This window comes from Pseudomonas sp. DD1, assembly GCF_044510355.1.
Taxonomy (GTDB): domain Bacteria; phylum Pseudomonadota; class Gammaproteobacteria; order Pseudomonadales; family Pseudomonadaceae; genus Aquipseudomonas; species Aquipseudomonas shahriarae.
Genome location: NZ_MSAJ01000036.1, coordinates 1 through 538 on the forward strand (window position 1 = coordinate 1; position 538 = coordinate 538).

Consider the following 538-nt stretch of genomic DNA (forward strand, 5'->3'; position numbering starts at 1 on the left):
CATTCGCCGAAAATTCGATAATACTCAATTTGAGTAACTCACAAATTTTACCTTAGCCTGATCCGTTACCAGTGAAAGTAACGTTCAGTCTATCTTTCTATCACATACCCAAATTTTTAAAGAACGAACTAGTCAAAGACTAGAAATCAACATTCACCATCACATCGATGGAATGCTCATTTCTAAGCTTTATACAGACAGAAGCAGTAGTGGTGGAGCCAAACGGGATCGAACCGTTGACCTCCTGCGTGCAAGGCAGGCGCTCTCCCAGCTGAGCTATGGCCCCGTATTTCTACAGGCGTTTCCCACACAAAATTGGTGGGTCTGGGCAGATTCGAACTGCCGACCTCACCCTTATCAGGGGTGCGCTCTAACCAACTGAGCTACAGACCCAATTTCGGGCTGCTTCTTTCGTCTTCTTCAATGAATCAAGCAATTCGTGTGGGAACTTATGGAGCAGCTGATGTCGTCGATTAAGGAGGTGATCCAGCCGCAGGTTCCCCTACGGCTACCTTGTTACGACTTCACCCCAGTCATG

Annotated in this window: 2 tRNA genes and 1 rRNA gene; all 3 read right to left on the minus strand. The window is 47.0% G+C overall.

Annotated elements, in window-relative coordinates:
• Positions 1–210: 210 nt before the first annotated feature.
• Positions 211–286, minus strand: a tRNA-Ala gene (locus PSFL_RS23195).
• Positions 287–316: 30 nt separating this feature from the next.
• Positions 317–393: transfer RNA gene (locus tag PSFL_RS23200), tRNA-Ile, on the minus strand.
• Between the two features lie 81 nt (positions 394–474).
• Positions 475–538 (minus strand): 16S ribosomal RNA (locus tag PSFL_RS23205); the annotation flags it as partial.